This window comes from Anabaenopsis elenkinii CCIBt3563 (assembly GCF_015245355.1).
Lineage (GTDB): Bacteria > Cyanobacteriota > Cyanobacteriia > Cyanobacteriales > Nostocaceae > Anabaenopsis > Anabaenopsis elenkinii.
Genome location: NZ_CP063311.1, coordinates 522,941 through 544,586, shown reverse-complemented (window position 1 = coordinate 544,586; position 21,646 = coordinate 522,941). Strand labels below are relative to the sequence as shown.

Here is a 21,646-nt window from a genome sequence, read left to right as displayed (position 1 = left end):
TTAGCGGAGGTGAAGCTTTAGGTTTCGCCTCCAACTACCACATCCCGAATTCGCAGACTCGGACCACCACAACCGACAGGTAAGCCATTCTGTCCACCTTTACCGCAACCACCCGACTCATCCCAGTGAAAGTCATCACCAACGGCTTCAATATCCGCCAGAGTTTGGAAAACATTACCCGAAAGTGTCACATCGGCGACGGGTTCTGCTAGTTTACCGTTTCTAATCATCCACGCTTCTGAGGCAGTAAAGGTGAACATTTCCCCGTTGGTCATACCACCTAACCAGTTCCGCGCATATACCCCTTCTTTGAGATCAGTAAATAAATCTGCAACTGGAGTTTTACCCCGGGCAATCCAGGTGTTAGTCATCCTGACAATGGGGTTAAACTGATAATTAAGACACCGAGCATTACCAGTGGGCGCTTCTTGTAACTTGCCTGCGGTTTCACGGGAATGTAAACGCCCTACCAAAATACCATCTTGAATCAGTTGCGTAGTTGTACTAGGTGTACCCTCATCATCATAAAAATAGCTACCACGATGCCCTAGGGGAGCGGCACCATCAAAAATTTGTAGTTCTTCTGGGCCAAACCGCCTTCCAATCCTCATGACTTCCAATAGATCGGGATTTTCGTAAGCCATATCGGCTTCTGAAAGATGCCCAAAGGCTTCGTGGACAAATAAACCCGTCAGCACTGGGTCAATAACCACTGTGTAGGTATTGCCTTTTACTGATGGTAGACTTAAGGCAGCTACAGCTCTTTTGGCGGCACTTTTAACCTGTTCATCGAAAGCAGTTAAATCTTCGTAAGCCCTGCGAGATCCCGTAGTTTCCCTACCTGTTTGCACTGTGCTACCGTTCCTGGCGGTGGCGGCAAAACGCATTTCCATATCTACCCAGGATTGCTCGATCAGAGTCCCTTCTGATGTACCAATAATCACTGTTTGTTTACTGTCAGCATAGCGAACGGAGGTTGTGGTGATCCGATGATCACAGCTTTTTAATACATCAGTATAGCGATCGCACAGTTCTTTTTTCTGCCCAATGGGAATTTGGCGGGGATCAGTGCCGGTCAGGGGTACTTTGCATACTGCTTGTACTGGTTGAATAGGGGCTAGTATAGTTTGTTGATCACCTATCATCCTAGCAGCGGCGATCGCTTGTTCTATGCGTTTTTTAATTGTTCCTAAGTCATTAAAACTACTAAATCCCCAGCCACCTTTATAACAAGCTCGAATATGTCCGCCGATAGAAATGCTTTCACTGAAGGTTTCTATTTTGTTACCGCGCAAAAAAATATCAGTTTCTTCTGCTTCTTCCAGGCGAATCAGTAAATAGTCTACTCGGGATGAGTAGCGCGTGATGAGGTCGGAAAGTAAATTTTGAGCTTCAGCGAGTGTTGTGGACATTTTTTCTCAGAGTCAAATATTTAGCAAATATATGAACGCCAAGGGGCGCAAAGGGGCGCAAAGGGTAAGTTCACTCAAACACCTGTTTTTCTGCTACTTTCCAATACCGGGAGAATCTTTTCAGGTCTATATACCCATCGTATTTCAAAAATGGTTCGGTTTCCCAGACTTCTAAGGTTAATGATGTTTCTATTTGGTGGCAAATATCCTGAAATCTGGGGCTGGGACTGGCTGCTGTGGCTACTACATCACCATCATGTTCGTGGGCAAAGGCGATAATTTCTTGGGCTACATTACCACGGCGAATGGTGACTGGAAGTTCTAATAGGCATTCATAAATAAATGTGATTCTTTTCAGGCTGAGTTGCCATTCTTCAATTAAAGCATCATCCCATACCCAGATGGCTGGAGCATCGGGGTATTGTTTTAATGCTCCAGTTTGTGGACTGAGTGAGTCCCCATGTACCCAAACTATTGTTTGACTCATTTTTTACTTCTTTTTGCCGCGTTGCCAACTTTGACTATTGGGTTGTTTAGTAAATTTACCCCTGGGAAAAAGTCGCTTTTCTAGTTGTTCATAGCTACCTTCTAAGTCACAATGACCATAAAGGTTACACTGACGACAATAAACACCTTGGGTGTACCGTTCTAGGTTTTCACGGTTGAAAAAATAGGGTTTATGGCTAAAGGTGCTGGCTACCCATTGCCATGACATATTATTACTAGCAGGGTCACCATCTAACAAGTGTTGTAAAAACCATTTGGCTCCGGCTTGCCAACGAATGCGCCGCCAATGGACAATATAAGCAGCTAGCCACATGCGCATATGATTGTGTAAGTAGCCGGTTGAGCGTAATTCCTGGCTAAAGCTATCAATACACACCATTCCTGTTTGGCTTTGGGTGATATCCGCTGGTAAATTGGGGGCGTAGTCTGTTGGGGTGTACCCCGTTTTATACTGTTCTTGGTCTTGCCAGATGCGATCGCCTAGTTTCATATACAATCTCTGCCAATAGTCACGCCAAGCCAATTCATTAATTAGCTTAGTCGCATCTTTGGGGTCTTGTACTTTTGCCAACACATAATCCCGCACCTCCCCCAAGCTTAACACTCCATAACGAATATAGGGTGAAAGTCTGGTGACAGCCCCATTTAAAAAGTTACGTGTTTTCGCGTAGGTTAGCGGATTGACTTGTTCAAGTAATTTCTCTGCAGCTTGACGTCCTCCGACGGTTTCACTCACATGACCATCCCTTTGGGCTGCATGGGGGAATTGTTCCCCCAGGTAGGCTATTAACTCATCACGGTTACTAAAATCACGTCGCATATGTTAAGTGTATATATAATTAGTAACAACTATTGCTTTTGGGGATGGATATAGTCTACAAAGTAGAACTGAGGCACTAACTGGAATTTCAGCCAGGAGTAACCAACCATACTTAATGCTGCTGTGATTACTAAGGGCAAACCCAACTTAATTCTCAGGGCATCAGGAAGTAAAGCAACTCCAGCAATAATAGTTATACTATATACTAACAATCCCACCTGTAAGCGTTGTATAACCTTGAGAGCGTCACGGCAACTGCGACAATGGCGAGTATGTTGTGAATAGCGATCAAGTAATACAGCACGGTGATCATTAATGGGGGTAGGTGTGATCCTAATTCCTACTTCTTCCCAAGGTAGCTGACCGCCACAATACTGATCAAACCAATTACGAAACTCAATTACCAAACGGTCAGCACCCGTAGCTAGCTTATAGATACTTTTCCAGCTTGCAGATGCTTGTTTGTCTTGCAGAAACTTTTCTTGCTGGTGTAAAATAATCATATCTCCATCCAGTACCAGATTACGGGTGTTGACATGAGTCCACCACCGCGGTATAATATGGTGGAGTGTTTTAGCAAAGTTGCGGGTAAATTGGGCGACAATTCTGGACTTACCTGGAGATACAGGAATACAGTAGGTGACAAGTCCCAGTTTTTTCTCTCCAGAGTCCCCTAAAGTAATGGCATACTCCAAACGACAAGGAGGTACAAAAGTGATTGTAGTTTTCATACCTCTATTAATCACTGTTTCAATTAACGTTGAAGTGGATTGTACAACCTCCATAGATATGGGTACGGCATTTTCTCTTTTACCCTGTACCCCATGATGAGTAAAAGGTACATGACTAGGATCTGCGACATTTTCCACTAAAGTTTGCCAATCATATTCTAAATCCCGCACATAAGACGACCACACAAACCCTTTATTAGCATCTATTTGAGGTGACAGGGGTAGGGGCGTATTGGCCGCTTGTGCTGCTGAGTTCCCATCAGGCCAAACCCAAAGTAAATCATTGGCCTGGCGAACTGGTAGTGAAATTACACAGTAATTCTTTTGATTTTTAGTCACAATTTCTGGGTTTTCCGCTTGGGGAATGTGAGTACAAACTCCTTGAGAATCAAATTCCCAACCATGATAACTACACATTAAATTACCAGTTTTCTCCTCAACACGTCCTTCACTCAAAGGAGCGAGGCGGTGGGGACATTGGTCTAAAAATACCCGGTAAGTCTCAGATGACTTAGGCTTCCAGATAACTAAACGAATTCCTAACAAAGTGACTGGTGTTGGTCGTTGAGGGTCAATATCTTCTACTGGTGAGAGAGGATACCACTGTTGGAAAAAGTTAAATTCAGATGGCATTGTTGATGATGGTGGTGTTTAAGTTGGGTGGAAAATCTGACTATCAGGCGTTCTTTTCGCCAAAGCCACTGACTAAATATTGTCACAGGAGATGAAAAAATGCCTTGTGGCTATTTGTCACCTCCCCTCATACAGGTAAAATTTTGATCAGATGGCTATCTACTAATACATAATGAGTGACATTCCCCAAACCGGACAACTCGCGCCTAATTTCTCCATCCCTGACCAAGATAATCATACCGTTAGCCTGAGTGATTTTCCCGGTCAGTGGGTTATATTGTATTTTTACCCCAAAGATGATACCCCTGGCTGTACCACCGAAGCCAAGGACTTTACGGAGTTGTCTGCCGAGTTCAGCCAACTGGGAGGTAAGATATTAGGTGTAAGTCCAGATTCCACAAAAGCTCATTGTAAATTTATTCACAAACATAATTTAGCTATTACCCTGTTAAGTGACCCTGAACACCAGGTGATAGAAGCCTATGGCGCTTGGCGGTTAAAGAAATTCATGGGTAAAGAATATATGGGTGTAGCCCGGTCAACATTTCTTATCTCACCAGATGGGATAATTGCCCATACTTGGCCCAATGTTAAAACTAAAGGTCATGGACAAGCAGTATTAACTAAGTTACGGGAATTAGGGGGAAGTTAAATAGCCAATGAGGAGGAAATGATCAAGTTTGAAGTGTTTAAAACAACTGAGTCCAATTTGCAGCTAGTTTATGTCTATCCGTCCTATATATCTTGATTGTCACGCTACTACACCTTTAGATGAAGGGGTATTAGCAGCCATGATGCCCTATTTTATAGAACACTTTGGCAATCCATCTAGTATTGGTCATGTTTACGGTTGGGAAGCACAAGCAGCTGTCAAACAAGCACGGGAAATTTTAGCCGCAGCTATTAACGCTACACCCGAAGAAATCGTATTTACCAGTGGTGCTACAGAAGCCAATAATTTAGCCATTAAAGGTGTAGCTGAGGCTTACTTTCAAAAGGGACAGCATATTGTCACCGTAGCGACAGAACATAGCGCAGTACTTGACCCTTGTCACTATTTAAAATCTTTGGGATTTAATATTACCATTCTCCCAGTGCAGCCAGATGGTCTAATTGATTTAACGGAGTTAGAAAAGGCTTTGCGTCCTGATACAATTTTAGTATCAGTCATGGCGGCTAATAACGAAATAGGTGTATTACAGCCCTTAGCAGAAATTGGGCAAATCTGCAGGGAAAGAAATATCATTTTTCATACGGATGCAGCCCAAGCTATTGGTAAAATTCCCTTGGATGTCCAGGGGATGCAAGTTGACTTAATGTCCCTGACTGCACATAAAGTATATGGACCCAAGGGGATTGGGGCTTTATATGTCCGCAGACGTAACCCTAGAGTTAAACTCGCACCCCAACTACATGGGGGTGGACATGAGCGGGGGATGCGTTCGGGAACTTTATATACACCGCAAATTGTCGGGTTTAGTAAAGCTGTGGAAATAGCGATCGCCTCCCAAGCAACAGAAAATCAACGCCTAGGGGAACTCAGACAAAGGTTATGGGAACAGCTGTCGCAGTTATCGGGAATTCGCCTCAACGGACATCCCACCCAGCGACTAGCGGGAAATTTGAATATTAGTATTGAGGGGGTAGATGGTGCGGCGTTATTCTTAGGGTTACAACCAGTGATGGCGGTTTCTTCCGGTTCTGCTTGTTCCTCCACTAGTACAGCGCCTTCCCATGTGCTCACAGCTTTGGGACACTCGGAAAAATTAGCTTATGCTTCGGTGCGCTTTGGGATGGGACGATTTAATACTGCTGAACAGATGGATATAGTCGCACAGCAGGTTATTTCTACTGTGGAAAGTTTACGCTCTCTCAAGTTTGCTTAATTGGTTGGGGTCATTGTACCCCACCCCCTCCGCTGCGAGCTAGGAGGGGAGTTCAAATTAGAAATTGAATGCTGCTAAAATTGGGCAAAACTCCTATTTAAATTGCATAAGTATAGCAATACAAAATTTCATCTAACCTGATAGGGAGGAAACATCAAAATGCAGAATATTTTTGCGGACTTTAACTTTCATCGTCTCAAATCCGACCCAGATTTTAAAGAAGATAGTGTTAGGGAAGTAATTATTTTGCCGATTTTAAAAGCACTTGGTTATAGGGAAATAAATATAGTTCGTAGTAAAACATTACAACATCCTTTTTTAAAAATTGGTAGTAAAAAACGCCCTGTAAATCTTATTCCTGATTATGTTGTGAAGTTAGAAAATAAATTTGCTTGGGTGCTTGATGCAAAATCACCGAATCAAAATATAAAATCAGGTGATCATATAGAGCAGGTTTATAGTTATGCTATCCACCCGGAAATTAGGACTAATTATTTTGCTCTTTGTAACGGTGTAGAATTTTCTCTATTTAAAACTACCGAAACTGACATACCTATTCTATTTTTTGCCATTGATGAAATTGAATTTTATTGGGAAAAGTTGAATCAATATCTTTCACCTAATAGCTTTCAATCTGGCAAAAACTTTAGTTATGAAAATAATACAGACACAGTTAAGCATCAAGGTAATTTTAATTATAACACCCGTCCTTTATTAGCAGAAATTCCTGTAACAAAACGAGCTGCAAGAAGACATTTTGGCGTTCATGGGTATTTTACTAAACAAGCTTGGAATGTAGTAGCTGAATATATAAAAAATTTTAGTCAACCTGGAGATTTAATTCTTGACCCTTTTGGTGGTAGTGGGGTAACAGCAATTGAAGCTTTAATGAATAACAGAAAAGCCATTAGTATAGATATTAATCCTATGGCGGTCTTTATAGTTAATTCGTTAATTGCTCATGTAGATTTTAATGAACTTTCAGCAGCTTTTGAAAGAGTTAAAAAAGAATATCAAAAAAAAGAACCGACTACGGACAATGAAATAAAGCAAGCATTAACAAAATACCCCTATCCTCAAGGTTTAAAATTACCTAAAGGTTCAGACGTCGAAACAGTAGAACAGTTATTTAGTGATAAGCACTTAGCACAGCTAGGTTTATTAAAGTCAATTATTCAAAAAGAGAAAGACAAAAACATTAAAGATTCATTGATGTTAATGTTTTCTGGACTCATAACTAGACTAAATCTCACATATCATACTTCAAATCGTCTTGTTCGTCCCGGTGGTAATTGTTCTCTGTTTGTTTATTATCGCTATAGAATTGCACCTAAACCCTTGGAGCTTGATATTATGAAATATTTTGAACTGCGATTTCAAAAAATAGTATCAGCTAAAAAAGAGATGGAATATTACATTAATGAAAAAACCATTTCTAATGCACAAATTATTAAACATTCAGCTACAGATTTAAGTTTTATTGCTTCTGAAACTGTAGATTATATATACACTGACCCTCCCTATGGTAAAAAAATTCCCTATTTAGACTTATCCGTAATGTGGAATGGGTGGCTAGATTTAAAAGTCACTGAAAAAGACTATGAACAAGAAGCCATTGAAGGAGGAGAACATAAAAAAACTAAAGATGAATATAATAACCTGATAGCCGCCAGCATCAAAGAAATGTATAGAGTGCTAAAATTTGACCGTTGGTTATCATTTGTATTCGCCCATAAAGATCCTGAATTTTGGCATTTAATTATTGATACTGCGGAGAAGTGCGGGTTTGAATATATTGGAGCAGTACCGCAAAAAAATGGACAGACAAGTTTTAAAAAAAGACAAAATCCTTTTACAGTTTTGTCAGGACAATTAATAATTAATTTCCGCAAAGTTCGCAGTCCTAGAACTATCATGAAAGCTAATTTAGGAATGGATATTGCAGAAATTGTCATTGAAACTATTGAAGGAATTATTGCTAAAAATGATGGGGCTTCATTAGAGCAAATTAACGATGAACTAATTATTAAAGGTTTAGAGTTAGGTTTCTTAGATTTGTTAAAAAAAGAGTATTCAGATTTAACGCCGATTTTAATAGGCAATTTTGACTATGACGAAAAAACTGAACTATTTACTTTGAAGAAAGATACAAAATTCAAGTCACATATTGATGTCAAGCTGAGAATTAAATACTATTTGATTAGTTATTTAAGAAGAATGGAGAGAGAAAATAAAAATCCAAGTTTTGATACAATAGTTCTGCATCTGTTACCACTGTTGAAAAACGGCAATACACCGGAAAATCAAACTATTTTGAGTGTATTGGAAGATATTGCAGAACCTATAGGGGAAGACAGTTGGAGACTCAAAAAACAGGGTCAACTTTCGCTATTTGACACACCTTAATGATTAGAAATAAAGCAGGTTTGAACATGGTAAGAGCATATCAATCATGGTTGACATAAGGGTTGCAAGCAGCATAAGGTAGGATCATGGAAAAAGGTGGGATGATTGGCCTTGAGTGCTAAAACATAATCTGCTTTTTTATGGCAATAATTCTTCCAACCAACATCGCTTAGAGGATGTTTGATAAGTCATGATTAGTGTATCAACTATTGTTTCACCCCACCCTAACCCTCCCCTTGTAAGGGGAGGGGACTGGATTTTATTATTTCGGTGTGTTCGCCAATCCTTCCCAATCCTTCGGTGTGTTCCCTGTTCCCTATTCCCTGTTCCCTGTTCCCTCAAACTAAAAAAATTTGTACCTCACGAGCATGGGAAATGCTATATACCTAGTTTCGCAACCATCAAATAGGAGACTTATATGTTAAATTACAATACATTACATTGTTTACCTTCTTCAGCAGAATTACCAGATTCAGACGATACCCCAGTGGATAACGAACTGCAAATTTTAATTCCCAATTTATTATTAGCGATCCTAGTCAATATTTGGCAAAAGCGAGATGATTGGTTTTTTGGGATTAATATGGGAATTTATTATACAGGAAGTAAACCTGCCATAGTCCCAGATGCCTTTTTAAGTTTGGGAGTGGAACGCTTTGTTGGTGAAAATGGACGTTCTAGTTATGTACTTTGGGAAGAAGATGGTATTCCTCCAATTTTAGCCTTAGAAATTGTTTCTCAAACCTACAATTACGAATATGAGCAAAAGAAATTAGACTATGCAGAATTAGGCATTTTATATTATGTTATTTATGCTCCTACACGCTTAGGTCGGAAACGTCAACGTTTAGAAGTTTATCGCTTATTTAATGGTGAATACATCCTTCAACCAGGGGATAAAATTTGGATGTCAGAAGTAGGTTTAGGTATTGGGAGGGAACAGGGAAATTATCAAGGTAGAACGAGGGAATGGTTATATTGGTATGACGAAAATGGTAATAGATATTCTACCCAAGAGGAAGAATTGCAAGCTCTTTTAGCTAGGTTACAAGCAAGGGGAATTGACCCAAATACCTAACGGGGCGACAAAATAAACTACAAGACAGACTCCATAAGCCGCGGTTATCCTGGTCTTATTGACAATAACTGCCCTATTTTTTTACCATGAATTGTTACATTGTTTACAATGTCTTGTTTTCAGCTTTCTTTGTCACCCCATCAGCGGTTGGGGTGAAGTTCTCAATTAATAAGGGTCGGAATCAAACCGCCCCCGTTTAACGCTTCGCAGATAGTAACCTCTGGTGGGTAAATTCCTTAAGTTGAAAGTATCACCCCTGGGAACCCGCCAAATTTTGTAGTCGTAATATGTTAGAGGTGTGCGGGGTTTGCATATTTCTGGGGGATGGTCTCCTAAAACGAAATATACAGCACCTCTACCCATGACTTTAGCCATACCAAATTTATCCACAGCAACAGATGTTTCTTCGCTAATGGCTATCCCCAAAACGCTCTTCGATACGCCATCTTGAATTTGACGGGCGATAAAAGCCATCATGCGCCCCATTCTTTTGCGTTTGTCAAAATGGGTATCAATAATCGTTCCCCTTAAATGACTCCAGGGGAAAAGATTGTAAGTAAAAGTAATGTCTTGGTAGGGGTCTTCGAGAGCTTCTCGGGTTTCAATACCTTCTTGGGAGGAAGCGCAAGCATCATAGACATAATCACTTTGAATCATCGCCCCGGCACTGGTGCCACCAATGCCGCCGCCTTTGGCATAAACTGATTTAATGGTATCTTCTAATTTGGTGTTTTTCCAGCTGCGGATGTATTGACATTGGTCGCCACCAGCAAAGAAAATTACACCTGCATTTCTGACTTTCTCAATAATTTCCGGTTTATTGGCATCTTGTCGGTTACTAATGACCAGAGTCTCTACATATTTGACTCCCTGCATATTATAAATTACGCGGTTGTAATCATCACTACCGTAAGTACGAAGTACGACAACATTAACTTTGTTAGAGTAGGTAGTCGATCCCCGGACTTGATTAATCATCCACTGAATGGCTTCCTCTACATCCGGACCGCCTCCACCTAAAATATGTGCAGGCCCGGCTAGGGGGGTGACTGAGGGGGGACGTAAATCTAAACTTTTGTTGGGGATGTCGGGGTTTAGGAATGCTATGAGCGCGGTTCCCATCTTCCTCAACATGGTTCTGATAGTCCTGAACCACTTTGCTATGCTTGGGAATACCTTGGTCATATTAAGCTGCTGGTGCAAACCACAATTATTGCTAACTTTCGCACCAAAAAAGGGGAAATTTCCAGCGTATAGGGGGTGTAATGTTTTTTTACGCTGAATATCCTAGGGTCATCTTTGTTTCTCGGCGTTATTCTCGCATAATCACTGTCTAGATAGTTGGTTTTAAAGCCAGACAACTTGCGATCGCTCTTGGACTACTTGCTGATACACTGTTTCTGTTTGCTGGGCTAATTTTGTCCAGTTAAACCGCTGGGCTAAATCTCTGTAAGCATTATCAATCAACCATTGGCGATAACCAGGATGTTCCAAAACCTCTAAAATTCCCCAAGCTAGGGAGTCGGGATTATTTACTTGGGTGACAATCCCTGTTTGCGTATGTTTGACTACTTCAGGAAAGCCACCAGTATTTGATACTACTACTGGTACACGGGAAGCAAAACTTTCTAAGGCCACAATACCAAAGGGTTCATAAAGACTGGGAAACACAGCACAGTCAGCAATAGTTTGAAATTTATCCAAATATTTATCAGACAGAAAGCCGGTAAAATAACATTTATGCCAAATTCCCAATTCCCCAGCTTGACGCTGGAGATGGTCAGTATTTCCCCCACCAATAATTACGAATTTAACGTTACCAGCCATAGACCACAATACCTTGGGTGCAGCATTAAGTAATACAGACACACCTTTCTCGTGTGTCATGCGACCCACATAATAAACAATTTTTTCATGATCTGCGGCAAATTGGCGGCGAAATTCTTGGGGATGAAAGCTGTCGTCGTGTTGTTTCTTTTCTGGTCGAATACCGTTATAAATGATATCTATTTTGTCTACAGGACTGTATAAGGCTTGTTGTACCTCTCGCCGCATATAGTCTGTACAGACAATAATTCGCCAAGCGTTATAGGCTAGTAAATATTCTTTGTGATGAATATAACCTTGAATAGGGGTGTGAATACCGTTATGTCGCCCGTATTCAGTAGCGTGAATGGTAGCAATCAGAGGGATTTTAAAGTTATGCTTTAAAGCGATCGCCGCATCTCCTACTAACCAATCATGAGCGTGAATTAAATCAAAAGGTCCTTCCTCCAGAATTAGTTTCCCGGAGTGCTCTCCCATACTTTGGTTCAGATTACCTACCCAGTGGAAAAAATCCCGACTCTGTGCGACTGGTAACCGATGCACCTGTATACCTTCTACCACCTCATACATGGGTGCTTGAGCAAACTCTGCGGTAATCAGGTGAATTTCATGTCCTAACTTTACCAGTTCCGGGTATAACTCAGCCACATGGCGGGAAATTCCCCCCACTAACCTCGGTGGAAACTCCCAACTCAGCGCCAGTATCTTCATTTATGAAACTCTCCAATAGCCTAATTTATCTACAAAGACCAACATAGTAATTGTAGTGAGTATATTTACTAATGTTTGTGGGGACAGTTCTGATAAATCAAGATAACATAACCTGAGGGAGAGGAAAAAAGACTTTCTGATATTTAAAATGCTTTTAATTTCAACATTTCTTGACCTTGAGTGTAAATGAAACTGCTCAGTGACAGCTTTTGTGCAGATGGTATGATTCCCATAGAATTTTCTTGTGAAGGTAAAGGTATTTCCCCTTCACTTCACTGGGAAGATGTCAGCATTGAAACCCGTAGCTTTGCCTTAATTGTCGATGACCCAGACGCTCCCAATCGCACATTTGTACATTGGGTTCTCTTTGACTTACCCCCCCAGACCCGCAACTTACCCGAAGGGATACCCACCGAACCCCTCCTAAAGGGTGGTGGTATCCAGGGTAAAAATGATACTGGACAATTGGGCTATACTCCTCCTTGTCCACCCAGTGGTACCCATCGTTATTTTTTTAAACTTTATGCCTTAGATGCGCCTTTAGGGCTAGATTTTGGCATCACCAAAGCCGAATTAGAAGCAGCCATGGCAAATCATATTTTGGCTACAGCCCAATTGATTGGACGTTATCAAAAGCAACGTTAAAAGCTAAATAATACGTATAAATACTAAAAAAACTAGAGACGTTCTGACAGAACGTCTCTACACAGGTTTTAATAGCGGAGCATATTGCAGGGTTTTCTTTAGCCCTGGTCTAAACGCAATACAGCCATGAAAGCCTCTTGGGGTACATCCACTGTTCCCACAGATTTCATCCGTTTTTTACCCTTTGCTTGCTTTTGTAAGAGTTTCTTCTTGCGGCTAATATCGCCACCATAGCATTTAGCTAACACATCTTTGCGTAAGGCGGGGATATGTTCGCTGGCTATAACTTTACTACCGATCGCCGCTTGAATTGGCACTTTAAATTGATGGCGGGGAATGAGTTCTTTGAGTTTTTCCGCCATTGACCGCCCCACACCATAGGCTTTATCTCGGTGTACAATCATCGCTAGGGAATCAACCGGATCGCCGTTAATCATGATATCCAGTTTGACTAAGGGATTTTCACGGTAGCCGATGAGATGATATTCCATACTAGCATAACCGCGCGATCGCGACTTCATTTGATCAAAAAAGTCGGTAACCACTTCCGCCAAGGGTAACTCGTATGTCAGGGTAGTACGTCCTTGGGCCAGATACTTCATATCCTTGAATATACCCCGGCGATTTTGGGAGAGTTCCATCAAGGTGCCTACATAGGCTTCTGGCGTAATCATTTCTACTTGAACGTATGGCTCCTCTATTTTCTCCCTGTCATTGGGAGCCGGTAATCGGCTGGGATTATCTATATACAGTTCTTCACCTTTGTTAGTGATTACACGGTAAACAACTGATGGAGCTGTAATAATTAAATCTAGATCATACTCCCGCTCTAGACGTTCCTGGACAATTTCCATGTGCAGTAAACCCAAAAACCCACAACGGAAACCAAAACCCATGGCGCTAGAAGTTTCCGGTTCATATTGTAGAGCCGCATCATTGAGTCCCAGTTTTTCTAGAGCTTCCCGCAGGTCTTCAAATTGGTCTGCATCAATGGGGAACATCCCACAAAATACCATTGGTTTGGCTTCTGTATAACCAGGTAAGGGGGCTGGGGCTTTAGCTTTAGATAGGGTAATTGTATCCCCCACCCGCGCATCAGCTACAGCTTTAATGGCTGCGGCAAAATAGCCTACTTCCCCGGCGTGCAGTTCTTCAACTTGCTTTTGATTAGGAGAAAGTACACCTAACTCGTCCACCACATATTCTTTACCTGAGGCCATCAAATAAACGCGATCGCCCTTTTTGATATTCCCATCCATCACCCGGAAATAAACAATTACCCCCCGGTAGCTATCGTAATAACTATCAAAAATCAATGCTCGTAACGGTGCATCTATGGTGTCTTTTGCTGGTGGTATGCGCTCTACCACTGCTTCTAAAATCTCATCAATGCCGATTCCCTCTTTCGCTGAAGCCAGAATCGCACCAGTACAATCTAAACCGATAATTTCTTCAATTTCACTAATTACCCGCTCTGGTTCTGCTCCCGGTAAATCAATTTTGTTTAAGACCGGAATAATTTCTAAGTCATGTTCTAGAGCCAGATACAGATTAGCCAAAGTTTGCGCTTCCACACCTTGGGACGCATCCACCACTAACAGCGCCCCTTCACAAGCCACAAGGCTCCGGGACACCTCATAAGAAAAGTCCACATGGCCGGGAGTATCAATTAAATTAAGCACATATTCCTGACCATCCTTGGCCTTGTAGTTCATTCGGGCAGCTTGCAGCTTAATGGTAATGCCGCGCTCCCGTTCAAGATCCATGTTGTCGAGGAACTGTTCCTTCATTTGGCGCTCATCCACAGTCCCAGTAGCTTGTAACAAGCGATCGGCGAGGGTAGATTTCCCGTGGTCAATGTGAGCAATAATACAAAAATTGCGAATGCGATCTGCGGGAACGTCAGTCATATACTATCTTTGCTGAAGCAGCAATCAAGGTTAAACAAAAAATTTACTTCATATATTTTAATGCTTTCTTAGAGGTTGTTTGATAAGTTTTCAACAGGTAATTTTTATCTTAGGGAACACCGGAACAGGGGATTGGGAACACCGGAACAGGGGATTGGGAAGGATTGGGAAGGATTGGGATTGGGAACACCGGAACACCGGAACAGGGGATTGGGAACAGGGGATTAGGAAGGATTGGGGAACACACAAAAAACAATCAAATCCAGTCCCCTCCCCTTATAAGGGGAGGGTTAGGGTGGGGTTACACAATAGTTGATACACTAATCATGACTTGACAAACATCCTCTGAGCCAAGACGCTGTTGCCTGAAACTGAAGAATATATATTAAAGTCTATTAAGGTCTATTTAACCTGATGGGATTGATGAACCATTACCCTACAATAAATATATATTGAGTAAATCATGTATCGTGGGTGGTTACACTGGCTAACTGCCTACAACTACTGATTTACACACCACAAATTCTGGAGTTGTTGTTTAGGGACTTGATCAAATTTACCATTTAAAAGCAAATACCGTTAATATCGCGGTATTTTGGGTAACTATCTGACTATGCAGACAATTTGCATTTTGAGAAAATTGCGTCAACTCACTCCCATGGTAGATCATCAGCCCTCGACAAGGCTTGAGAGGTAACAATCTCTGAGTATATAAACCTATGAATATGAAAGAGAAACCTATCGAAGGTGAGCATCAACGCGCCAAGAAGGTAGAAATCGCCGTCCAACTGGACTCGGAATTAGTAGAACAAATTCAGCACTTAACCAACGACCCCAGTAAAGTGGTTGAGGTGGCCATTCGTCAATGGTTGCGGGGTGAGGCTTACAGGGATGATGAACTGACACGTACCCATCGGCGCGTACCTGTTCCCCCTAGGGGTGAGTGGAATGACTAAAGATAAACAAGGTGTAAATAAAACATGAAAAAAAGGTAAAGTTTGTCACTGTCAGTGCAAAAAAGGCCAAAATACCCAATGTAAGTATGCCAAAGCTGTAATAATTTACCCCCCCAATTTTTTCTCAGCAGCTTGGGCAAAACTGCTTTGAGGTGCCATTTCTTTATCCAACTTGATTAATGACTTTTACTGCTAACTCCCAGTTACCAGACCTATTTCCCCAGAGTCTGGAATATTCCACTCACAAAACTCAGGGCTGCTTACCAACTCTAGGTTCAGAGTTGGTATACACCCAAGATAGGACAGGACGCTATGTGACATTTTATTGGCAGCATAGTCAACTGTTGGGTTTGGAGCAGCTCAACCAGGTAGTTAATCAAAGTAAAGGGGACGGGGTGTTTATCCCTGTGGATAATGGTGCCTATTTGGAGCGGTTGCAGCGGATTTTAAATACTTTGATCCCGGAAAAGTTTCCATGCTGGTTTAGCTGCTGTCAAAAATTATTCGAGTTCGAGTTAGTAATTTCCCCGGTCATGCCGCCCTTGGGAACTGCTGCTACTACGGTTGTGGTCATGGGAAGATTATTACAAGTGGTTGGGAAAAAATTACCCGTTAACGGCAAACCACAGGAAGTCACCCAGATAGATTCGGCTGTCAATGTAGTGGGCCATGGAGGGCGAAGACAACCCTACTATAAGCTGGTAAATAAAATTACCAGGAATATTCGGCGGACATTGGATTTAGATGTGATTTGGCAGCAAACAGTTGACAGTTTAGGGACAACCTTGGGGCTAGAGCGTTGTATTATCTGTCCTTACCAGCCCTCTAGTTCTAGAGTCCAGGTGATAGCCGATTATCACCCCCCAGGGCGGGCTTCTATGCTGGGCTGGGAAATAGATGTAACTTCTGAACGAGCTTTTGCCCAGGCTTTGGCAACCCTAGAACCTGTGGTCATGGAAATATCGGGATATAATCTGTTTCACACAGATAAAATCTTGGTGGTCGCTACCTGCTATCAAGACCAAGCCAATGGAGTAATTGCCATCAGTCTCAAAGATCAATTTGACCCCTTAACAGATGCAGACCTAGAATTAGCCAAAGAGTTTGCTGATCAGTTGGGAACTGCGATCGCCCATGCTACCCTATACAAAGAGCTAGAAGCAGCCCGTCAAAAAGCTGAAGAAGCCTCCCGCCTCAAAACCGAATTTCTCGCTAATGTATCCCATGAAATCCGTACCCCCCTCAACGGTATGATTGGCTTTTTAAAGCTGATTTTAGAAGGTATGGCGGATGACCCCCAAGAACAACATCAGTTTATCTGTGAGGCGCATTATTTATCAATACATCTACTCCATATTATCAATGATATCTTAGATATAGCCAAAATTGAAGCCGGCAGAATGGAACTTGCTTGCTCTGCAGTCAAACTCAATGATCTATTTCAAGATGTAGAAAATTTTGTCCGTCCCCAAGCAGAGTCAAGAAACTTGAGTTTACGAATGCAGATGCTTCCTACTTCCGATGAAATTATTGTCCATGGTAATTTCCAAAGATTACTACAGGTGATGCTCAACCTGGTGAATAATGCCATCAAATTCACCCAAGAAGGGAGTATTACCGTCAGTGCTGATCTAGTCATGAAAAAAGCGGAATTTCAAAATCAGGAATTTCCCGGAATGGTCAAGGTAAAAGTAGCCGATACAGGTATCGGTGTTTCCCTGGATAAACAAGATAAACTCTTTCAATTATTCTCTCAGGTAGATGGTTCACGTACTCGCCAGTACGGCGGTACAGGTTTAGGACTAGTCATATCCCAGAAACTCATAGAAGCTATGGGCGGCGAGGTACATTTTTACAGTCTAGGGGAAGGACTGGGTGCAACCGTCACATTCACAGTACCTCTCTATCAACAACCTGTTTTAGTTACTGCTCATACCTCCGCTCCTTGAAAAACCTAGAGTTCACCCGATTGGGGTCCGTAGTCCAAAAAATCAGTTAAGTTATATACTTAATAGGTGTGGATAAACGACCTTAAGGGTGGATGCGACTAGAAGAATTAACCAAAGACAGCTCAGTTAAAGGGATTCTCCCTCAACAAGCAGTAACAGTTGTTGATGTCAAATGGTTTGGCAGCGATGCCTTAGAATTAACTTATAAAGACCCAGGCGGTCGCCTCGGTAACGAGTTGCTATATCGCCATAACGAGGACACATTAGAAATTGTCACCCAAGAGCGCCCCTGGAGTTTTAACGGTGACGGCGCCTTATTGCGGCTAGTATCAGAAGCCCATCGTATCCGCCTCGGCCATCTGTTCGACCCCCTGCTGGCGGTACACACATCACTAGTAGAACCCCTCCCCCACCAAATTACCGCTGTGTACGGAGAAATGCTCAACCGCCAGCCGTTACGGTTTTTACTAGCTGACGACCCCGGAGCGGGTAAAACCATCATGGCGGGTTTACTGATGGCGGAACTGCATTTGCGTGGTGATCTGCGTCGTTGCTTAGTGGTATGTCCTGGTAGTCTAGCAGCTCAGTGGCAAGATGAATTATCCCAAAAATTTCATCTCGACTTTGAAATTCTCACTAATGACCGCATCGAAGCAGCACGCACTGGTAACGCCCTCGCAGAAATACCCCTAGTCATAGCGCGGTTAGATAAATTAAGTCGTAACAATGACCTCCAAGCCAAATTAGCACAAACTGACTGGGATTTAATTATCTGTGACGAAGCGCATAAAATGTCAGCTTCTTTTTTTGGTGGAGATATCAGAGAAACCAAACGCTATAAACTAGGTAAACTGCTTTCTAGTATTACCCGTCATTTCCTCCTCATGACCGCCACCCCCCACAACGGGAAAGAAGAAGACTATCAGTTATTTATGGCGCTCTTAGATGGAGACCGTTTTGAGGGGAAATTTCGGGATGGGGTTCATGTGTGCGACACATCAGACCTTATGCGGCGGTTAGTTAAAGAAGATTTGTTAAAATTTGACGGTACTCCCTTGTTTCCAGAACGCAAAGCTCATACAGTTGATTATCAACTTTCAGACCAGGAAGCAGTTTTATATAAGCAAGTTACAGAATATGTGCGGGAAGAATTTAACCGCGCTGATGCTTTAGATAATCAAGGACGTAAGGGAACCGTCGGCTTTGCTTTGACTATTTTACAACGGCGTTTAGCATCCTCCCCAGAAGCAATTTATCAATCACTGCGACGGCGACGGGAAAGACTACAAAAACGCCTGCGAGAAGAGGAAATTTCCCAGCGGGGGCAAGAAGCCCTGGAGTTATCCACTATTATTATTGAAGATGTCAACGAATTTGAAGAAGATACCCCCAGCGATGAACGGGAAGCTACAGAGCAAAAAGTAGTTGACCAAGCATCAGCAGCGCGGACTATCACTGAATTAAAAGTAGAAATTTCCCAGTTACAAAAATTAGAGCAGTTGGCTTTGGCAGTGTGTCGCAGTGGTAGAGATAAAAAATGGGAAGAACTTTCCCAAATTCTGCAAAATCAAGCGGAACTGTTTGACGCTCGGGGCTATCGCCGCAAATTGGTAATATTTACAGAACATCGGGATACGTTAAATTACTTAAAGCAGCAAATTAGCAACCTTTTGGGTAACCCCAACTCAGTGGCGACAATTCACGGCGGTATGGGGCGCGAAGAACGGCGCAAATCCCAAGAAGCCTTTACCCAAAACCCAGATGTGCAAGTGCTCATTGCTACTGATGCCGCAGGGGAAGGTATTAACCTGCAACGGGCGCACCTCATGGTTAATTATGACCTACCTTGGAACCCCAACCGTTTAGAACAACGTTTTGGGCGCATCCACCGCATCGGACAAACAGAAGTGTGTCATTTGTGGAATTTAGTCGCCAAAGAAACCAGAGAAGGTGATGTTTATTTAGCACTGCTCAAAAAGCTAGAAAATGAACACAAGGCTCTGGGGGGTAAGGTATTTGATGTCTTGGGTCAAGCCATTGATGGTGTGCAGCTGCGACAATTACTCATAGAAGCTATTCGCTATGGTGATTCACCGGAAATTAAAGCTCGGTTAAGTCAAATTGTGGCGGAATCTCTCGACCGTCAACGCCTCCAACAACTGGTAGAAGAAAAAGCCTTGGCACGAAATACAATGGATATCTCTACAGTGCGGCAAATTCGCGAAGATATGGAACGAGCAGACGCGAGAAAATTACAACCGTATTTTGTCGCCTCTTTTTTCATAGCCGCTTTTCAAAAGTTAGGGGGGACTATTAGAGAACGAGAACCCCAACTCTACGAAATTACCTATGTCCCCGCCGTTATTCGCAACCGCGGACGTGTCCTGAGAAACCGGGATGTAATTTTGACCCGCTATGAGCGTATTTGTTTTGACAAACCCTTAATTAACCTCCCTGGTAAACCTTTGGCGGCTTTAGTCTGTCCCGGTCATCCCCTACTAGATGCTGTAATTGATTTGATCTTAGAACGTCATCGGGATGTTCTCAAGCAAGGTAGTATCTTATTGGATGTGAACGACCCCAGCGAACAAGTTAAAGCTCTAGTTTATTTAGAACATTCTCTTCAAGATGCTCGCACGGATGCTGCTGGTCATCGTCGGGTGGTGTCCCGCAGAATGCAATATGTGGAGATTCAAGCATCTGGAGAGATTTGTAATGCTGGCTATGCTCCTTATTTAAATTATCAACCTCTCAGCCAGGCTGAACAAGCATTGATTGAACCAATTTTACAACAGTCATGGCTACTTAATGATATTGAAGCACAAGCTATAAGCTATGCGATCGCTCACATTGTGCCTCAACACCTCCAGGAAATCAAAAAGCACAAGGAGGAACTCATAGACAAAACCATGGCCGCAGTCAAAGACCGACTAATTAAAGAAATTAATTATTGGGATCATCGCGCCGCAGATTTACAACAGCAAGAAATCGCCGGGAAACTCAACGCCAAAATTAACTCAGCCAAAGCTAGAAGCAGAGCCGATGAACTCCAAGGACGGTTACAAAAGCGCATGGAAGACTTACAACAAGAGCGCCGTCTTTCTCCCCTACCACCAGTAGTAATTGGTGGATCTTTAGTTGTCTCCATGGGGTTACTCCAACGGCTACAAGGTAACCAAAAAGCTAATAAACACACCTTTGCCCAAGAAAAACAGCGAGTAGAAAAACTGGCAATGGCAGCAGTAATTAATACAGAACGCCAGTTAGGCTATGAACCAAAAGATGTCAGCGCCGACAATTGCGGCTATGATATAGAATCACCCATCCCCGGTACTGGAAAATTGCGCTTTATTGAAGTTAAAGGGCGCATAGCTGGAGCAGACACAGTTACAGTCACTAAAAATGAAATTCTCACCGCCCTGAACAAGCCAGAAGATTACATCTTAGCACTGGTGCAAGTCCCCCACTCCCAGGAATTTATCCCAGGGGATGTGTCCCTAGTCAAACCAGCCCAAAGCAGTTACCAACTAAAAGATCATGGCTGTATGATTCGCTATATACAGCGACCCTTTCAAAAAGAGCCAGATTTTGACGTTACCAGCGTTAACTACAATTGGCGGAAATTATGGGAACGGGGAAATTTACCATGAACCCCATCACCCATTCCCTGTTCCGGTGTTCCCTGTTCCGGTGTTCGGTGTTCCCTATTACTGTGATTGACTTTCTAACCACTGCTGCAAATCAGCAACACAGGAGAAATCTAACAGCGCCTCACCCAGTAAATCTAACTGGTCAAAATTTAAGGTGTAAATTGCTTGCAGTTGGGACGGTTCCACCCCTCCCAAGCGGCGATTGAGGAGTTTAATAATCAGCTGTTGTTCCCTTTCAAGTCCCTGTTCAAGTCCCTGTTCAAGACCGCGCTGTTCACCGCGTTCCATTGCGAGTTGTTCCGTCGGACTGATTAAAGGCATTTTTCTCTCCTCCTCGAAGCTCCTAATTTTCCTTACCAATCCTGTTTGTAACTCCTTGGGCAATGTCATCATTGTATCAATAATCTTAAATAGCTTGATGACATCTGTCTTAGTTAATCCCCGCTCATATAATCCTCGAATAATTTGCCATTTCCATGCTTCCCGCTCTGGGGGGTTACCGGTGGTGGCTTTGGTTTTTAAATG

At 42.5% G+C, this 21,646-nt stretch carries 16 protein-coding genes; 8 read left to right on the top strand and 8 right to left on the bottom strand.

The features are described 5' to 3' along the window. Positions 1-17: 17 nt before the first annotated feature. The 4 genes from IM676_RS02480 to IM676_RS02465 all read right to left on the bottom strand — a co-directional run bounded on the left by IM676_RS02480 (position 18) and on the right by IM676_RS02465 (position 4,103). Entirely contained in the window at positions 18-1,412 is a 1,395-nt protein-coding gene (locus IM676_RS02480; RefSeq protein WP_200988826.1) for a TldD/PmbA family protein, read from the bottom strand. 70 nt (positions 1,413-1,482) lie between these two features. Further along, positions 1,483-1,899 (bottom strand): hypothetical protein, encoded by a 417-nt coding sequence (locus IM676_RS02475; protein WP_200988825.1) that lies wholly within the window; start codon positions 1,897-1,899, stop codon positions 1,483-1,485. Positions 1,900-1,902: 3 nt separating this feature from the next. Beyond that, a complete protein-coding gene (locus IM676_RS02470; RefSeq protein ID WP_200988824.1) occupies positions 1,903-2,739 on the bottom strand; it encodes an FAD-binding domain-containing protein in 837 nt (278 codons plus the stop codon). A 29-nt stretch (positions 2,740-2,768) separates the two neighbouring features. Further along, complete coding sequence (locus IM676_RS02465) at positions 2,769-4,103, bottom strand: aromatic ring-hydroxylating dioxygenase subunit alpha (protein ID WP_200988823.1); 1,335 nt, start codon at positions 4,101-4,103, stop codon at positions 2,769-2,771. Between the two features lie 172 nt (positions 4,104-4,275). On the opposite strand from IM676_RS02465, the gene bcp reads away from it, so the two are divergent. The 4 genes from bcp to IM676_RS02445 all read left to right on the top strand — a co-directional run bounded on the left by bcp (position 4,276) and on the right by IM676_RS02445 (position 9,473). Next, positions 4,276-4,755, top strand: a complete 480-nt coding sequence (gene bcp, locus IM676_RS02460) for a thioredoxin-dependent thiol peroxidase (RefSeq protein WP_200988822.1) — start codon at positions 4,276-4,278, stop codon at positions 4,753-4,755. A 70-nt stretch (positions 4,756-4,825) separates the two neighbouring features. Next, entirely contained in the window at positions 4,826-5,989 is a 1,164-nt protein-coding gene (locus IM676_RS02455) for a cysteine desulfurase family protein (protein WP_200988821.1), read from the top strand. A gap of 159 nt (positions 5,990-6,148) precedes the next feature. Further along, positions 6,149-8,395 carry a DNA methyltransferase gene (locus tag IM676_RS02450; protein ID WP_200988820.1) on the top strand — a complete coding sequence of 749 codons (2,247 nt, stop codon included), beginning with the start codon at positions 6,149-6,151 and terminating at the stop codon, positions 8,393-8,395. 418 nt (positions 8,396-8,813) lie between these two features. After that, entirely contained in the window at positions 8,814-9,473 is a 660-nt protein-coding gene (locus IM676_RS02445) for a Uma2 family endonuclease (protein WP_200988819.1), read from the top strand. 165 nt (positions 9,474-9,638) lie between these two features. On the opposite strand, the gene IM676_RS02440 is transcribed toward IM676_RS02445, so the two are convergent. Both IM676_RS02440 and IM676_RS02435 read right to left on the bottom strand, forming a co-directional pair. After that, positions 9,639-10,595: a cyanophycinase gene (locus tag IM676_RS02440; protein ID WP_404799815.1), complete on the bottom strand. Its 957-nt coding sequence runs from the start codon at positions 10,593-10,595 to the stop codon at positions 9,639-9,641. Positions 10,596-10,820: 225 nt separating this feature from the next. Beyond that, positions 10,821-12,011: a glycosyltransferase family 4 protein gene (locus tag IM676_RS02435; RefSeq protein ID WP_200988817.1), complete on the bottom strand. Its 1,191-nt coding sequence runs from the start codon at positions 12,009-12,011 to the stop codon at positions 10,821-10,823. A 186-nt stretch (positions 12,012-12,197) separates the two neighbouring features. Here IM676_RS02435 and IM676_RS02430 point away from each other — a divergent pair, with 186 nt between their 5' ends. Further along, positions 12,198-12,656: a YbhB/YbcL family Raf kinase inhibitor-like protein gene (locus IM676_RS02430; RefSeq protein ID WP_200988816.1), complete on the top strand. Its 459-nt coding sequence runs from the start codon at positions 12,198-12,200 to the stop codon at positions 12,654-12,656. Between the two features lie 98 nt (positions 12,657-12,754). Here IM676_RS02430 and lepA read toward each other — a convergent pair whose 3' ends face one another. Further along, positions 12,755-14,566 carry a translation elongation factor 4 gene (gene lepA / locus IM676_RS02425; protein WP_200988815.1) on the bottom strand — a complete coding sequence of 604 codons (1,812 nt, stop codon included), beginning with the start codon at positions 14,564-14,566 and terminating at the stop codon, positions 12,755-12,757. Between the two features lie 719 nt (positions 14,567-15,285). Here lepA and IM676_RS02420 point away from each other — a divergent pair. The 3 genes from IM676_RS02420 to IM676_RS02410 all read left to right on the top strand — a co-directional run bounded on the left by IM676_RS02420 (position 15,286) and on the right by IM676_RS02410 (position 21,121). After that, on the top strand, positions 15,286-15,522 hold the full coding sequence (locus IM676_RS02420) for a hypothetical protein (RefSeq protein WP_200988814.1): 237 nt from the start codon (positions 15,286-15,288) through the stop codon (positions 15,520-15,522). Positions 15,523-15,701: 179 nt separating this feature from the next. Continuing rightward, positions 15,702-17,471, top strand: coding sequence for a sensor histidine kinase (locus IM676_RS02415; RefSeq protein ID WP_200988813.1), 1,770 nt, complete (start codon positions 15,702-15,704; stop codon positions 17,469-17,471). 92 nt (positions 17,472-17,563) lie between these two features. Next, a complete protein-coding gene (locus IM676_RS02410; RefSeq protein WP_200988812.1) occupies positions 17,564-21,121 on the top strand; it encodes a helicase-related protein in 3,558 nt (1,185 codons plus the stop codon). A 57-nt stretch (positions 21,122-21,178) separates the two neighbouring features. Here the strand turns inward: IM676_RS02410 and IM676_RS02405 are convergent. After that, positions 21,179-21,646: DUF4351 domain-containing protein (locus IM676_RS02405; protein WP_200988811.1), on the bottom strand; the 468-nt coding region annotated here is incomplete at its 5' end.

What these genes read in the sequence shown, in the direction of transcription:
- IM676_RS02440 (WP_404799815.1), bottom strand. Translation starts at nt 10,595, where the DNA reads ATGGGAACCGCGCTCATAGCATTCCTAAACCCCGACATCCCCAACAAA.
- IM676_RS02435 (WP_200988817.1), bottom strand. Translation starts at nt 12,011, where the DNA reads ATGAAGATACTGGCGCTGAGTTGGGAGTTTCCACCGAGGTTAGTGGGG.
- IM676_RS02420 (WP_200988814.1), top strand. Translation starts at nt 15,286, where the DNA reads ATGAATATGAAAGAGAAACCTATCGAAGGTGAGCATCAACGCGCCAAG.
- IM676_RS02445 (WP_200988819.1), top strand. Translation starts at nt 8,814, where the DNA reads ATGTTAAATTACAATACATTACATTGTTTACCTTCTTCAGCAGAATTA.
- IM676_RS02480 (WP_200988826.1), bottom strand. Translation starts at nt 1,412, where the DNA reads ATGTCCACAACACTCGCTGAAGCTCAAAATTTACTTTCCGACCTCATC.
- IM676_RS02415 (WP_200988813.1), top strand. Translation starts at nt 15,702, where the DNA reads ATGACTTTTACTGCTAACTCCCAGTTACCAGACCTATTTCCCCAGAGT.
- lepA (WP_200988815.1), bottom strand. Translation starts at nt 14,566, where the DNA reads ATGACTGACGTTCCCGCAGATCGCATTCGCAATTTTTGTATTATTGCT.
- IM676_RS02410 (WP_200988812.1), top strand. Translation starts at nt 17,564, where the DNA reads ATGCGACTAGAAGAATTAACCAAAGACAGCTCAGTTAAAGGGATTCTC.
- IM676_RS02430 (WP_200988816.1), top strand. Translation starts at nt 12,198, where the DNA reads ATGAAACTGCTCAGTGACAGCTTTTGTGCAGATGGTATGATTCCCATA.
- IM676_RS02470 (WP_200988824.1), bottom strand. Translation starts at nt 2,739, where the DNA reads ATGCGACGTGATTTTAGTAACCGTGATGAGTTAATAGCCTACCTGGGG.
- IM676_RS02455 (WP_200988821.1), top strand. Translation starts at nt 4,826, where the DNA reads ATGTCTATCCGTCCTATATATCTTGATTGTCACGCTACTACACCTTTA.
- IM676_RS02465 (WP_200988823.1), bottom strand. Translation starts at nt 4,103, where the DNA reads ATGCCATCTGAATTTAACTTTTTCCAACAGTGGTATCCTCTCTCACCA.
- IM676_RS02475 (WP_200988825.1), bottom strand. Translation starts at nt 1,899, where the DNA reads ATGAGTCAAACAATAGTTTGGGTACATGGGGACTCACTCAGTCCACAA.
- IM676_RS02450 (WP_200988820.1), top strand. Translation starts at nt 6,149, where the DNA reads ATGCAGAATATTTTTGCGGACTTTAACTTTCATCGTCTCAAATCCGAC.
- bcp (WP_200988822.1), top strand. Translation starts at nt 4,276, where the DNA reads ATGAGTGACATTCCCCAAACCGGACAACTCGCGCCTAATTTCTCCATC.